Source organism: Micromonospora matsumotoense, from assembly GCF_900091525.1.
GTDB classification, from domain to species: Bacteria; Actinomycetota; Actinomycetes; order Mycobacteriales; family Micromonosporaceae; genus Micromonospora; species Micromonospora matsumotoensis.
Window position 1 is genome coordinate 48,221 of the sequence record NZ_FMCU01000022.1, and the last position, 13,097, is coordinate 61,317.

Here is a 13,097-nt window from a genome sequence, read left to right on the forward strand (position 1 = left end):
CGCACCCGTCACCGGTTCTCACCCGGTGGAACCCGTCGTTGTTGTCGTTGTCCCGCGCCGACCAGGTGGTCAGCCCGGTCAGCCCATCATCCCGACAGCCGTCCGAGCCTGCGGGGTGAGCGCGTCGCCCACCCGGTCGACCAGCAACGCCATCTCGTAACCGACCTGACCGACGTCACAGCTACGGGCGGCCAGCACGGCGAACGACGACCCGTCCGAGATGGACATCAGGAACAGGAAGCCGTTGTCCATCTCGACGACGGTCTGCAACACCGCCCCGCCCTCGAAGCAGCGGGCCGCACCCTGGGTCAGGCTGACCAGGCCGGACGCGATCGCGGCCAACTGGTCGGCCCGGTCCCGGGGCAGGTCGCGCGACGAAGCGAGGAGCAGGCCGTCGGCGGATACCGCGACCGCGTGCGCGACACCCGGCACCCGGTCGGCGAAGTTGGCCAGCAGCCAACCAAGATCCTGCGTAGTTGTCATCCTTCTTGCTCCTTCTGCCCGCTCCCGCGCGCCGGGCCGAAGCCAGACGGCGAGGATTGCTGCCCGCCCGGAGTCGCGTCCGGGTTGGTGGGGTTGTCCGGGGTGGTCCGGCCGCGTTGCACACCTCGATGGTAGGCCGAGAGCAGACCTCTGACCGCCTCCGGCGTACGTCGCTGCACCGATGTGGTCGGCTTCTCGATCGCCCCTGGCACGAGCTGCGCCATCGGCGTCCGCTTCGGCAGGCCCGTCTGGGTGGTTCCGGCCACCGGCGCCTCGGTGGCGGCCACCGCTGCCCGCCAGCCGTCGTCGGCGGCGGTCTGCCAGGCGGTGGGCTGCGGGGCGGGGCGGCGGGTCACCGGGCCGTCGCCGCGACCGGGGAGACCCCCGTTGCCTGTCGACCCGTTGTCACGCGGCACGCCCCCGACCGGCGCGGTGTCTGCCATCGGTGCGCCGCCTGTCGTCCCTGGTGCGGTGTACTGGGCCGGGTGGATGGCGGTGTCGACGGCGGACTGCGAGGTCCCCGCGCCGTTGGTCACCGACTGCTTGGCACCGGCTGCTTCGTCCGGGCCTGGCTTGCGGGTGCGGAACCAGGCCGACTCGAGTTCTCGGAAGATCGGCAGTTCCATCGTCTCGTCCGCGTACCGCTGCTGAGGAGCCTGCTGCGGCGTCAACGGCCGGTTGATGGCCGGCTGTGCGGCCCGTACCGGTGGCGTCACGGGCTGCCGAGGGGCCGGCGGCGTCGGCTCGGAGCGCGGCACCCGGGGCAGCTCGGTGGTCATGTCCAGTGCGGCGGCAAGCCGCTCGGGGACCGGCGGGGTGGCCGTGTCGCGGTCGGGGTTGGCCACCGGCGGCCAGGCCGGCGGTGCGCCGGCACCCGGTGCGGCCCCGCCCGAGGTGGGCCGGCCCGGCAGCGGACCGCTGGGCGATCCGGAGACCGGCGCGCCCGGGTGACCGGCGTACGGGGACGCCGACACCGGGTAGCCCGTGGAGGGCTGACCCGATACCGGGTAACCCGACGAGGGCTGACCCGACACCGGATAGCCGGAGACCGGCTGGCTGGACACCGGGTAACCGGAGACCGGCTGACCCGAGACGGGCTGACCGGAGACCGGCGCGGCCGGGTACGAGGGCGGCAGCGGTGGCGCCGACACCGGCGGGACCGGTGGGGAGCTGTAGGGCCGGGCCTCGGGGCTGCTCGGTAGCTGGCGCGGGATGATCGGCTGCTGGCCGGTGCTGTCCGGGTCGTCGGTGCTCCGCCGCTGGGGCAGCGGATCGATCGACTGCCCGTTGGTGGGACGCGGGTTGAAGCTGTCGCCACCGTTGATTCCGCTGGCACCGGTGAGGTCCGACCAGGCGGGCAGCCCGCGTCCGCCGTTGGCGGGGGGAACGGAGCCGTTGCGCGGGGCGGCCGGATCGAAGGGTCGGCCGCCGAAGGTGACCTGGTTGCCGGAGTCCCCCTGCCGGGGGGCCGGCGGTTGGCCGTTGCCGAGCGCGGGCAGCGCGCCGAAGGTCGGGGTGCCGCCGGACCCACCGAAGGCCGGGGCCGGGCTGGGACCGCCGAAGGCCGGGGCGGCGCCGCCGAAGCTCGGGGTGCCGCCGCCGAAGGCCGGCGCGGCGCCGCCGAACTGGGGGCCGGGGCCCGGCAGGCCAGGGGTGCCCGGGGCCCGGCCGGTGAGGGCGCGGGGCACCAGCACCGAGGTGGGCAGGACGACCTCGGCCACGGTCCCCCGGTCGGTGCCGGGTCGCAGCTCGACCTTGACGCCGTGCCGGGAGGCCAGCCGGGCGACCACGACCAGGCCCATCATGCGGGAGACGGCCACGTCCACCTGGGGTGGGGTGGCGAGCCGATCGTTGAGGTCGGACAACTGCTCGGCGCTGATGCCGATGCCCCGGTCCTCGACGTAGAGCGACGCGCGGTCGCCGACCCGGCGGGCCTCGACCATCACCTGGGAGTCCGGCGGGGAGAACGCGGTCGCGTTGTCGAACAGCTCGGCGACCAGGTGGACCAGGTCGTTGACCGCGTGCGCGGAGACCTCGATGTCCCGGTCGATGACCCCGAACTCGATCCGGGTGTAGTGCTCGACCTCGGACTGGGCGGCGCGCAGCACGTCGATCAGGGCGGCCGGCTCGCGCTGCACCCGGGTGGAGTCGGCCCCGGCGAGGACCAGCAGGTTCTCGTCGTTGCGGCGCATCCGGGTGGCCAGGTGGTCGAGCTGGAACAGCTCGGCCAGGCGGTCCGGGTCCTCCTCGCCGCGCTCCAGCCGGTCGAGGTGGCCGATCAGCCGGTCGACCAGGATCTGCGAACGGCGGGCGAGGTTGACGAACATCGTCGCGACCGAGGAGCGGAGCGCCGCCTGCTCGGCGGCGGTCCGGACGGCCTCCAGGTGGACGGCGTTGAACGCCTCGGTCACCTGGCCGAACTCGTCCCGGCTGCGGACCGGCAGCGGCTCGGCGATCTGGTTGGCCAACTGCGCCGGGGACTGCTGGCCGGTGAACTGCGGGTCCCGCAGCCGGGCCACCGCCTGCGGAAGGCCGAACTGGGCGATGGACAGCGCACCCTGGCGCAGCTCGCGCAGCGAGCGGGCCATCGACCGGGCGACCAGGTAGGCGAAGAGGATGGCCAGCAGCAGCATGCTGAGCAGCAGGCCGGTCTCCAGGAAGACCTGACGCTGCACGTCGGAGCGCAGTTCGTCGGCCTTGGCCACGACGTCGCTGTCGAGTCGCACCTCCACGGCCCGGTTGAGCTGGGCGTACGCGACCATGGCCGCGTCCCACTGGTCGGTGCTGAAGGTGAGGCCGTCCAGCTTGTCGCTGTTCAGCGCGCTGACCTGACCGGCGTAGATGTCCGCCTGGCGTCGGTCCGAACCGGAGATCGTCTGGTCCTGGAACTCGCGCTCGGCGCGGCTGGCCACCGCCTGGAAGCTCTGCAGGGCCTGCTGCTCACCGGTGTTGCTGGAGATGTACAGCTCCCGCAGGGCGGGCGTGTACGCCTTCTGCAGCAGTACCTGGTGGACCGCGATCCGGCGGACGGAGGCGTACTCCTTGGCGCGGGCCATCGCCGCGGCGGCCCGCATCTGGTCGCTCAGGTCGTTGTCGCCGGCGAGCTGGGTGGCCGAGTCACGGATGGTGATCAGATTGTTGATCAGACCGGTGTACCGGCTGACCGCCTCGCTGAGCCGGAGCTTGCCGTTGTAGACCTGACTCCGGATGCCGGGCATCTCCGACAGGTCGCCGTCGATCCGGTCGAGCTGCGTCTCCAGGGTCGCCGGCAGGCCCTCGATCTCGCCGCGCTGTTGCGAGTAGGGCGTCTTCGACTGGTCGACTCGCTGGTTGACCCGGTTGTACGCCTCCTGGTATTGCGCACGGGCCTGTCCCTTGGGCGAGCCGAGCAGCAGCACGGCGTTGGTGCGCTCGTCCTGGAGGGTGTTGACCAGGTCACCGGAGTAACCCACCAGATTGGCCAGGTCACCTGCCCGGTTGGCGTTGTTGAGCATCTGCAGGTGGTCCACCAGCCCGCTGGTACCCACGACGACCGTGGCGATGGTCGGCACGATCATGATCAGGCCGAGCTTGGACCAGATCGGCATGTCGCGGAGCCGGCCGGCCGGCCGACGCAGACGCGACAGGAAGGAGCCCGCCGTCGTTGGCCGTTTGCTCACGTCACCGCCCTCGCGATTCCAGCGTCTCCGCGTCGCCACGGGCAACGCCCAGCAACCGACCCGGCGGGTCGGACCTCCGAGATTCCATCACGGCTCCCCTGAAAGAGAAAGCCCAGGTTGTCGGTCACCGGAGGTGTGATGAGATGTTGATGCAATTTGATCGCAATCCGTCTTTCCGGAGTCACTCAAAGTAATGGAATATCGCCACCGCGTTGTCCTCCTCGCCGGGCCCTCCGGGTCCGGAAAGTCGTACATAGCCCAACGAACCGGCCTTCCCGTGCTCTGCCTGGACGACTTCTACAAGAACGGTGATGACCCTACGTTGCCGCGACAGAACGGACTGGTCGACTGGGACGCGCCCGAGTCGTGGGACGCGGGAACGGCCGTGGAGACAATTGACCAACTGGCCCAGCGGGGCCGGGCCGATGTGCCCGTCTATGCGATCGGTGCGGATCGCCGGGTGGCCACCCGGCCATTCGAAGTGACCGGATCGCCACTTTTCATCGCCGAAGGGATTTTCGCCGCCGAGATTGTCGAGGAGTGCCGCCGTCGGGGGCTGCTCGCCGGGGCGTACGCGCTGCGTCGGCCGCGCGGGGCGACCTTCGTCCGCCGGCTGGCCCGGGACCTGTCCGAGCAGCGCAAGGCACCGAAGGTGCTGATCCGGCGCGGGGTGGCGCTGCTGCGCGCCGAACCGGCGGTGCTGCGCCGGCAGACCGGCCTCGGTGCCGAGGCGGCCCACGCCCGGGAGATCCTGCGCCGGGTGGCCGACCTGGTAGCCGGCCACCCGCCCCGGTGAATCAGCCGATCAGCTTCGCGTACGCCGGCTTGATCACCTCGTCGATGATCGCCAACCGCTCGTCGAACGGGATGAAGGCGCTCTTCATCGCGTTGACGGTGAACCACTGGAGCTCCTTCCAGCCGTAGCCGAAGTTCTCCACCAGCAGCGCCATCTCGCGCGACATCGAGGTGCCGCTCATCAGCCGGTTGTCGGTGTTCACCGTCACCCGGAACCGCAGCTCCCGCAGCAGCCCGATCGGGTGGTCGGCGATGGATGCCACCGCCCCGGTCTGCACGTTCGACGACGGGCACAGCTCCAGCGGGATCCGCTTGTCCCGCACGTACGCGGCCAGTCGGCCGAGCGTCGGCACCGGGCCGGGGGTGATGTCATCCACGATCCGCACCCCGTGGCCGAGCCGGTCCGCCCCGCACCACTGGATCGCCTGCCAGATCGACGGCAGCCCGAACGCCTCGCCGGCGTGGATGGTGAAGTGGAAGTTCTCCCGCTGGAGGTATTCGAAGGCGTCCAGGTGCCGGGTGGGCGGGAAGCCCGCCTCCGCGCCGGCGATGTCGAAACCCACCACCCCGGCGTCCCGGTGCCGGACGGCCAGCTCGGCGATCTCCTGCGACCGGGCGGCGTGCCGCATCGCGGTGAGCAGGGTGCCGACCCGGATCGGGGTGCCCGCCGCGGCAGCCTCCGCGCTGCCTTCGACGAAACCGGCGACGACCGCCTCGACCACCTCGTCCAGGGTGAGGTTCTGCTCCAGGTGCTGCTCGGGGGCGAACCGGACCTCGGCGTACACGACGCCGTCGGCGGCCAGGTCGAGCGCGCACTCGCGGGCCACCCGACGCAGCGCCGGGGTGGTCTGCATGACCGCGACGGTGTGCGCGAACGTCTCCAGGTAGCGCTCCAGCGAACCGGAGTGCGCCGCCTCGGCGAACCACCGGCCGAGCGCCTCGGGGTCGGTGCTGGGCAGCTCGTGACCCACCTCGGCGGCCAACTCGACGACCGTCGCCGGCCGCAGGCCGCCGTCGAGGTGATCGTGCAGCAGCGCCTTCGGGACCTTGACGATGTCCTCGTATCGGATTGCGACCATCCCCCGACCCTAGTCACGCGCCCCGACGGCTGGCGATCAGGCTCGCGCCGACCCGCCGACCCGCCGACCCGCCGACCCGCGTGCCCGCGTGCCCGCGTGCCCGACCTGCGTGCCGGGCTGGCCCGGCTCGCAACATCGCCGACATGGCGGTGTCGACGCGAACGGATACCGCTACCTCGCCACACTTGAGTTGATCAGACACACCACCGGCCCGACCGGCCCGCGCCGTAGGCTGCTGCGGGTGACCGCGCCGCACCCGTCCGAGCAACCCGTCGACGCGACGCACCCGCAGATCGTCGCCCGGCTGCGCTGCCCGGTCTGCGCCCAGCCGCTGGCCGCCGCCACCGACACCCGCGCGCTGCGCTGCCCCCGCCGGCACAGCTTCGACCTGGCCCGCCAGGGGTACGTCAACCTGCTCACCGGCCGCGCCCCGCACGTCGGGGACACCGCCGAGATGGTCGCCGCCCGAGCCGACTTCCTGGCAGCCGGGCACTACGACGTGATCTCGTCCGCCCTGGCCGAGGCGGCGTCATCCGCCCTGGCCGCGCCGAACGGACCGACGCAGGCGACCGAACCGACAGAGACAGGCGGACCGACAGCAACCACCGGACCGACAGAGACGACCGGACCAGCAGCAGCGACCGCGCCGGCGCAGGCGGGCGAACACGCGGAGACGACCGGCGCGGCGCAGGTGGGCGGACCGGTAGAGGCGAACGGGAGCGCGGACCGCCAGGCGGAGGCGGGCTTCGGGGCGTACCCGCTGGTGGTGGATGCCGGGGCGGGCACCGGGTGGCACCTCGCGGCGGTGCTGGCGGCGCTGCCCGACGCCGTCGGTCTGGCCCTGGACGTCGCCAAGCCGGCGCTGCGCCGCGCCGCCCGCGCCCATCCCCGGGCCGCCGCCGCGCTCGCCGACACCTGGCAGCAGCTGCCGCTGGCCGACCGGTCGGTCGCCGTGCTGCTCAACGTCTTCGCCCCGCGCAACGGCGTCGAGTTCCACCGGGTGCTCCACCCGGCCGGGGCGCTGCTGGTGGTCACGCCCACCGACGCCCACCTCGCCGAGTTGGTCGACGTGCTCGGGCTGCTGCGGGTCGACCCGGCCAAGGCCGACCGGGTCGCCGACAGCCTCGCCGGGCAGTTCACGCCGGAACGCACCGCCGTGCACACCGCCCGGCTCACCCTCGACCGGGCCGAGGTGGCCACCCTGGTCGGGATGGGGCCGAGCGCCTGGCACACCGACCCGCTGCGGCTCGCCGCCGCGATCGAGGCACTGCCCACCCCGGTCACCGTGACCGCCTCGGTACGCCTCACCGCCTGGCGACCCCGCTGACCACGGCGTCACCGGGCACGGGACGACCCGGTCGACCACGACGTGACGGGGGGACCGGCCGGTCGCCGGGCCACGAGGGCCCTCCGCCGGCTCAGGTGGAGAGGTCGACCTCTTCCCAGCCCGGCGGCTCGTCGTGGTAGGGCCCGCGCAGCATCACCGCCCACTCCAACGCCCACCGGCGCTGGCCGATCGCGTTCGCGTCCACCAGGCCGGGCAGCCGCTGACCCGACTTCTCCACCTCCAGGTACGCCCAGTCCAGGCAGTAGTGCAGGTCGAGCAGGGCGGCGGCGTCCGCCGGGTGCTGCGGGGCGGCCAGGATGCGGGCCCGCCACTGGCCGAAGGTCTCCCCACCGGCGAGGTACGGCATCCGCTCCACCAGCCGTTCGTCCACCGGGATGGTCGGGTCGAGCTGCTTGCTCAGGCCCAGCACCCAGGACAGCGAGAAGAGCGCGTCGTGGTGCAGGACGAACGAGCGGTGGTCGCCCTTGCCGCCCACCACGAACTGCCACTCGGGCGGGGTCACCATGTCGACCAGGTGGGAGTCGAGCAGCCAGCTCATCGCGGTCTGCGCCGGCATCCCGAAGCAGCGGGCCAGGATCAGGTGCAGCACGGCGATGCGGGCCTCGATCTCCACGGTGGGCCGCAGTTCGATCTCGTCACCCGGCTCCCAGACCAGGGGAAACTGGGTCGGTGGCAGGGGCAGACGCAGCCGGGACAACTCGTCGAGGCTCGCCTCGCGGACCTCCCGGGGATCGGGCGCGGCTACCAGCACGATCGGATTCCCTGTCTGCTCACGCGGTGTTACCGCCGTTCGGTCCCCCTGACCAGGGAGGATAGCGTTCCGTTGCGACCGGCACCATGCCGGCCGACCCCGTCGGTCGACCGGTCGCCGGTGGTGCGAACTTTCAGCCGATCCGCTCGATGACCAGCGGCGACGTCGCCGGCGCGACGGTCGACACCCGCACCGCACGGGCGGCCTCCGCGGCCGCCGCCGGCAGCCGGGTCGCGTCGTCGGCGCGCAGCTCGTACAGCGGTTCGCCGACCCGTACCGGATCGCCGGGGCGCTTGTGCAGCACCACCCCGGCGGCGGCGCTGACCGGGTCCTCCTTGCGGGCCCGACCGGCGCCGAGTCGCCACGCGGCCACCCCGATGGCGTACGCGTCGACCGACTCGACGTAGCCGTCGGTGTCGGCGCGGACCACCTCGGTCTCGTGGGCGGTGGGCAGCGGGGCGTCCGGCTCACCGCCCTGGGCGCGGACCATCGCCCGCCAGGCGTCCATCGCCCGCCCGTCGCGCAGCGCGGCGGCCGGGTCGGCGTCGGGCAGGCCGGCCGCGTCGAGCATCTCCCGGGCCAACGCCAGGGTCAGCTCCACCACGTCGGCCGGGCCACCGCCGGCCAGCACCTGCACCGACTCGGTCACCTCGATCGCGTTGCCGACGGTCAGGCCGAGCGGGGTGGACATGTCGGTGAGCAGGGCCACCGTCCGCACGCCGTGGGCGTCGCCGAGCGCCACCATGGTCCGGGCCAGTTCGCGGGCGTCGGCCACGTTCTTCATGAACGCCCCGGAGCCGACCTTGACGTCGAGGACCAGCGCACCGGTGCCCTCGGCGATCTTCTTGCTCATGATCGAGCTGGCGATCAACGGGATCGCCTCCACGGTACCGGTGACGTCGCGCAGCGCGTACAGCTTGCGGTCGGCCGGGGCGAGGGCGGCACCGGCCGCGCAGATGACCGCGCCGACGTCACGCAGTTGGGCGATGAACTCGTCGTTGCTCAGCGCCGCCCGCCAGCCGGGGATCGACTCCAGCTTGTCGAGGGTGCCGCCGGTGTGCCCGAGTCCCCGGCCGGAGAGCTGCGGCACCGCACCGCCGCAGGCCGCCACCAGCGGGGTGAGCGGCAGCGTGATCTTGTCACCGACCCCGCCGGTGGAGTGTTTGTCGACGGTCGGCCGGGCTACCGCCGAGAGGTCCAGCCGCTCCCCGCTGGCGATCATCGCGGCGGTCCACCGGGCGATCTCCGGCGTCGTCATGCCGCGCAGCAGGATCGCCATGGCCAGCGCGGACATCTGCTCGTCGGCCACCAACCCCCGGGTGTACGCGTCGACCACCCAGTCGATCTGGCCGTCGCTCAGCACACCCCCGTCACGCTTGGCCCGGATGACGTCGACCGCGGTAAAAGCACTCACCGTTGAGTTCCCTCTGAAGTCGTTGCAGAAATCGGCGCGACGGTCGGTGCAGAAGTCGGCACGACCACCGGCCGGGTCAGGAGGCGGCCCAGCGGACCGGGATCTCCAGCGGTGGCTCCCCCTCGCCGGCCCAGAAGATGGTGCCCTCCGCGTCCACCACCACGACCCTGGGCGTACGCGCCAACCCCCAGGTGATCGCCTCCGACGGGTGGCCCCAGCTCGGCCCCTCCTCCAGCACCCCGGGAGCGGTCTCGTCGGTATCCCCCGCCGACCGCTCCCAGTACGCCGTCCAGACCTGCCGACCGGCGGAGAGATCCGGGTGCACGAAGACGGTCCCCCGCCCTCGCCAGGCGGCCAGCCGCTCCGGCACCACCGGCACCGGGGCCCCGCCCACGACCGCCTCGATGTCGGCCACGTCGAAGGCGTACGGCAGCAGCTCCGCCATCCGCAGCGGGCCGGTCCTCGACTCGACCAGGCACTCCGGGCCACCGTTCTCCCAGAGCAGTTGCCGGCACCGGCCGCACGGCATCAGCGGCTCACCGGTCGCGTCGACGCAGGACATCGCGACCAGCCGCCCGCCGCCGGTGGCGTGCAGCGCGGAGACCACCCCGCACTCGGCGCAGAGGGTCACCCCGTACCCGGCGTTCTCCACGTTGCAGCCGACCACCACCCGGCCGTCGTCGACCAGGGCCGCCGCGCCGACCGGGAACTTCGAGTACGGCACGTAGGCGTGCCGCATCACCTCGGTGGCGGCGGCCCGCAGGCGCTCCCAGTCGATCTCGCTCATCCCCTCATTCTGCCCAGGTCACCCCGCCCCGGTGCGGGAAGGGTGCCGGCCAGCCGCCCGCCGGTCACCACCCGCCGGCACCGGGCCGTACCCGGTGGCGTCCGCCGGGAACGGTGCGGGCCCGGCAGGGAGGTCCCCGCCGGGCCCGCACCGGGCCGGTTTCTCAGCCCTTGATGTACGGCTTGCCGTCGGCGGCGGGTGCCCGGACCCGACCGACCAGCCCGGCCACCGCCAGGATGGTCGCCAGGTAGGGCAGCATCGCCAGGAACTGGCTGGGGATGCTGCTGCCGATCGCGCCGAGGTAGGTGGCGAGCTGGTCGGCGAAGCCGAAGAAGAGCGCGGCGAGCAGCGCGCCGGTCGGGCTCCACCGGCCGAAGATCAGCGCGGCCAGGGCGATGAAGCCCTTTCCGCCGATCATGTTCTTGGTGAAGCTGTAGAGCGCCAGGGTGTACGACGCGCCGCCGATGCCGGCGACCACCCCGGCCAGCAGCACGTTGCGGTAGCGCAGGCCCAGCACCTTGACCCCGAGGGTGTCGGCGGCGGTCGGGTGCTCACCCACCGACCGGGTCCGCAGACCCCACCGGGTCCGGAACAGCGCGAGGTGGATGATCAGCACCAGCAGCAGGCCGAGGTAGAGGAAGATGTTGCCCCGGAACAGCGCCGGCCCGAGCAGCGGGATGTCCTTCAGCAGCGGGATCTCCCAGTTGCCGAAGCGCGGCGCGCTGTTGTACTTCTCCGCGTTGGTCTGCATCAGCCGCTCGTAGAGGAAGCCGGTGACGCCGACCGCCAACAGGTTGAGCACCACCCCCATGACGACCTGGTCGACCAGGTAGCGGATGGCGAAGACGGCCAGCAGCAGCGAGACGAACGCGCCGCCGATCGCCGCCGCCACCAGCCCGACCCAGACGCTGCCGCTGAGGCTGCCGAAGAGCGCGCCGCTGAACGCGCCCATCAGCAACTGTCCCTCGATGGCGACGTTGACCACGCCGGACCGTTCGCAGAGCACCCCGGCCAGCGCGCCGAAGATCAGCGGCAGGGCCAGGACGAAGGTGCCCCGGACGATGTTGACCATCGGCATGAAGTTGCGGCCCTCGGGGGCGGCGGAGACCTGCCAGCACAGGAAGCTCAGCACGAAGGCGACCAGCCCGACGCCGAGGACCACGGTGAACCAGCGCTTCGGCACCCCGGCCAGCAGCGCCCCGCCGGCCGCGGCGGCGACGATCCCGAACAGGATCGCGCCGACCGTGCCGTGGATCTCCAACGCCGCGCCACCCTCGGTCTCGCTGAGGGTGAAGCGGGCCTGCTGGCCGGTGGCCAGCGCCCCGAACAGCACGGCGGCGAGCACGCCCAGCGCCAGCAGGACCAGGCCGACCTTGCGGGGGCGGCTCCAGAAACCCTCGTCGACCGCCGCCACGGCGACGTCGGGAACAGCGGTGGTGGACATGCCTCACCAGCCCTTCGCGAGGCTCGTCTGCAACCGGGCGGCGCGGGCGGCCCGGAGCTGGAAGATCGCCTTCACCAGGGCCGGCGCGGCGATGAAGATGACGATCAGCGCCTGGAGCACGGTGACCAGTTCCAGCGAGATCCCGGAGTACGACTGCATCCGGTTGCCACCGGCCTGGAGCGCGCCGAACAGCAGCGCGGCCAGCAGCACCCCCCACGGCTTCACCCGGCCGAGCAGCGCCACCAGGATGCCGTCGAAGCCGATCTGCGCGATCACCAGCGGGGTGAGCGCGTTCGCGGTCGAGCCGAGCACCATCTGGCTGCCGCCGAGCCCGGCGAGCATCCCGGCGATCACCATCACCAGCACGTACGTCTTGGTGACGCTGATGCCGGCGGTCCGCGCCGCGTCCGGGTTGGCACCGACGGCCCGCAGCTCGAAGCCGAGCGTCGACCGGTTGAGCAGCCAGGCGATGGCCCAGGTGGCCAGCACCGCGAGCAGGATGCCGGCGTGCACCCGCAGGTTGTCGCCGAGCAGCCGGGGCAGTGCGGCGGAGGAGTCGACCGGCCGGCTGATCGCGTCCGCCCGGCCCGGGTTCTGCACGCCGTTCTGCACGATGACCCAGGACAGGAAGTAGATCGCGACGTAGTTGAGCATGATCGTGTTGATCACCTCGTGCGCGCCGGTCCGGGCCTTGAGGATGCCGGGAATGAACCCCCAGATCGCACCGCCGATGGCACCCGCGATCAGCGCGACCACCAGGTGCACCACCGGGGGCAGCGGCAACGCGAAGCCGGCCACGGCGGCCAGGATCACGCCCATCGTCGCCTGGCCCTGCGCGCCGATGTTGAACAGGCCACCCCGGAAGGCGAGCGCCACCGACAGGCCGGTGAACACCAGCGGCGCGGTGTAGGTGAGGGTCTCCGAGATCGGGCTCAACGCGGCGGTGAAGCCGGACGCCTCCGGGTCGAAGACCGCCCCCTTGAACAGGTTGGCGTACGCCTCGCTGACCACCGTCCAGCTGGCGTTGAGCGCGTCGGCCGGGCGGGCGGTGATGTAGGCGTAGGTGGCCAGCACCTCCGGGTCCGACACGATGATCAGGACCGCGCCGACCAGCATCGCCAGGACCAGCGCGAGCACGGTGACGGTCACCGTGTTGGCGGCCCAGAGGTTGTCCAGGAAGAGCCGACCCAGCGAGGGCCGGGGTTCCGGCGTGGGCTGCTTCGGTGCGGTCATCGTGGCGCCCCGGTCGGCCTTGCCGGTCGCGGCCAGCTCCGCCTCGGTCGCCGGTTCCTTGTCCGGCGAGCCGGACACCGGGTTGGGGTCGCTCATGCCGTCAC

Annotated in this window: 10 protein-coding genes; 2 read left to right on the forward strand and 8 right to left on the reverse strand. The window is 72.5% G+C overall.

Annotation, left to right across the window (positions count from 1 at the left end):
* Nucleotides 1-78: 78 nt before the first annotated feature.
* Both GA0070216_RS29055 and GA0070216_RS29060 read right to left on the reverse strand, forming a co-directional pair.
* The gene (locus GA0070216_RS29055) at nt 79-483 is read right to left on the reverse strand and encodes a roadblock/LC7 domain-containing protein (protein ID WP_067304724.1); all 405 of its coding nucleotides are present in this window, start codon (nt 481-483) and stop codon (nt 79-81) included.
* Nucleotides 480-4,142, reverse strand: a complete 3,663-nt coding sequence (locus GA0070216_RS29060) for a sensor histidine kinase (RefSeq protein WP_091252765.1) — start codon at nt 4,140-4,142, stop codon at nt 480-482. The genes GA0070216_RS29055 and GA0070216_RS29060 overlap by 4 nt, the downstream gene beginning before the upstream one ends.
* Nucleotides 4,143-4,527: 385 nt before the next feature.
* On the opposite strand from GA0070216_RS29060, the gene GA0070216_RS29065 reads away from it, so the two are divergent.
* A complete protein-coding gene (locus GA0070216_RS29065) occupies nt 4,528-4,938 on the forward strand; it encodes a uridine kinase (RefSeq protein WP_245722806.1) in 411 nt (136 codons plus the stop codon).
* A gap of 1 nt (nt 4,939) precedes the next feature.
* On the opposite strand, the gene GA0070216_RS29070 is transcribed toward GA0070216_RS29065, so the two are convergent.
* A complete protein-coding gene (locus tag GA0070216_RS29070) occupies nt 4,940-6,016 on the reverse strand; it encodes an adenosine deaminase (protein WP_091252770.1) in 1,077 nt (358 codons plus the stop codon).
* 292 nt (nt 6,017-6,308) lie between these two features.
* Here GA0070216_RS29070 and GA0070216_RS29075 point away from each other — a divergent pair, with 292 nt between their 5' ends.
* Nucleotides 6,309-7,343, forward strand: a complete 1,035-nt coding sequence (locus GA0070216_RS29075; RefSeq protein ID WP_425413207.1) for a putative RNA methyltransferase — start codon at nt 6,309-6,311, stop codon at nt 7,341-7,343.
* Between the two features lie 91 nt (nt 7,344-7,434).
* On the opposite strand, the gene GA0070216_RS29080 is transcribed toward GA0070216_RS29075, so the two are convergent.
* The 5 genes from GA0070216_RS29080 to GA0070216_RS29100 form a co-directional block, all read right to left on the reverse strand.
* The gene (locus tag GA0070216_RS29080; protein WP_091252772.1) at nt 7,435-8,115 is read right to left on the reverse strand and encodes a DUF4272 domain-containing protein; all 681 of its coding nucleotides are present in this window, start codon (nt 8,113-8,115) and stop codon (nt 7,435-7,437) included.
* Between the two features lie 133 nt (nt 8,116-8,248).
* Nucleotides 8,249-9,529: a thymidine phosphorylase gene (locus GA0070216_RS29085; protein WP_091252774.1), complete on the reverse strand. Its 1,281-nt coding sequence runs from the start codon at nt 9,527-9,529 to the stop codon at nt 8,249-8,251.
* A gap of 76 nt (nt 9,530-9,605) precedes the next feature.
* Nucleotides 9,606-10,316, reverse strand: coding sequence for a cytidine deaminase (locus tag GA0070216_RS29090; RefSeq protein ID WP_091252776.1), 711 nt, complete (start codon nt 10,314-10,316; stop codon nt 9,606-9,608).
* Nucleotides 10,317-10,479: 163 nt separating this feature from the next.
* Complete coding sequence (locus tag GA0070216_RS29095) at nt 10,480-11,760, reverse strand: ABC transporter permease (protein WP_091252777.1); 1,281 nt, start codon at nt 11,758-11,760, stop codon at nt 10,480-10,482.
* Between the two features lie 3 nt (nt 11,761-11,763).
* Complete coding sequence (locus GA0070216_RS29100) at nt 11,764-13,089, reverse strand: ABC transporter permease (RefSeq protein WP_091252779.1); 1,326 nt, start codon at nt 13,087-13,089, stop codon at nt 11,764-11,766.
* Nucleotides 13,090-13,097: the final 8 nt, after the last annotated feature.

Coding starts and splice junctions, on each gene's coding strand:
- GA0070216_RS29055 (WP_067304724.1), bottom strand. CDS start 483: ATGACAACTACGCAGGATCTTGGTTGGCTGCTGGCCAACTTCGCCGAC.
- GA0070216_RS29070 (WP_091252770.1), bottom strand. CDS start 6,016: ATGGTCGCAATCCGATACGAGGACATCGTCAAGGTCCCGAAGGCGCTG.
- GA0070216_RS29090 (WP_091252776.1), bottom strand. CDS start 10,316: ATGAGCGAGATCGACTGGGAGCGCCTGCGGGCCGCCGCCACCGAGGTG.
- GA0070216_RS29095 (WP_091252777.1), bottom strand. CDS start 11,760: ATGTCCACCACCGCTGTTCCCGACGTCGCCGTGGCGGCGGTCGACGAG.
- GA0070216_RS29100 (WP_091252779.1), bottom strand. CDS start 13,089: ATGAGCGACCCCAACCCGGTGTCCGGCTCGCCGGACAAGGAACCGGCG.